This window comes from Curtobacterium sp. B8 (assembly GCF_000333315.1).
In the GTDB taxonomy this organism is placed as follows: Bacteria; Actinomycetota; Actinomycetes; order Actinomycetales; family Microbacteriaceae; genus Curtobacterium; species Curtobacterium luteum.
This window is the reverse complement of the sequence record NZ_BACW01000107.1, coordinates 1-597: the sequence shown is the minus strand read 5'-3', so window position 1 is coordinate 597 and position 597 is coordinate 1. Positions and strand designations below refer to the sequence as shown.

2 pseudogenes are annotated in these 597 nt (G+C 73.5%); both read right to left on the bottom strand.

Features of this window, described 5'->3' with window-relative positions:
* A pseudogene (locus tag I59_RS23315) lies at positions 1-145 on the bottom strand (F420-dependent methylene-tetrahydromethanopterin reductase); the annotation flags it as partial.
* A pseudogene (locus I59_RS22535) lies at positions 142-597 on the bottom strand (hypothetical protein); the annotation flags it as partial. The pseudogenes I59_RS22535 and I59_RS23315, both read right to left, overlap by 4 nt.

Sequence of the window (597 nt, the reverse complement as noted above, 5' to 3'; positions counted from 1 at the left end):
CGAAGAACCCGCGCTCGGCGTTCTTCGCGAAGTGCTCGAACGACGAGAACGCGATCTGGCTCTCGGCACGGTCGTCGCTCCACACGGTGGTGTTGTTGACCCCCGGGAAGTGGGCGGCGAGGTGGACCTGACGCTTCGTGCTCACGCTGGGACCCCCTGGGCAGCGGTGGTGCGGACGTACCGGCTGACGGCCGGGGCGAGGCCGAGCCGCGTGCGCAGGTCGGCGGTGGGACGGGACGCGACGTCAGCGCGGAGTCCCGCGGTGACGAGCGCCGGCACGAGCTGCCGGGCGATCGCGGTGCTGTCGACCGGGATCCGCAGCGGCCGCAGCCGGACGCCGGCGTAGCCGAGCCCGCGCAGGTCGCCGATCAGCTCGACGAGGTCCGCGATGGTCGTCGCGAGGACCGAGGTGTCCGAACCGGTGCCGACGGCGTAGGGCGTACCGGCGGTGGCGTCGAGCGCGGCGAGGTCGTCCCTCGCCTCCGCCACCGAGGAGCCGATGAGCACCGCGAGGTCGGCGAGGACCGGACGGCGGACGTCCGACCCGGCCACCTGCTCGAGGTGACGGACCTCGTCGAGCAGGTCCTGCGCCTCCTG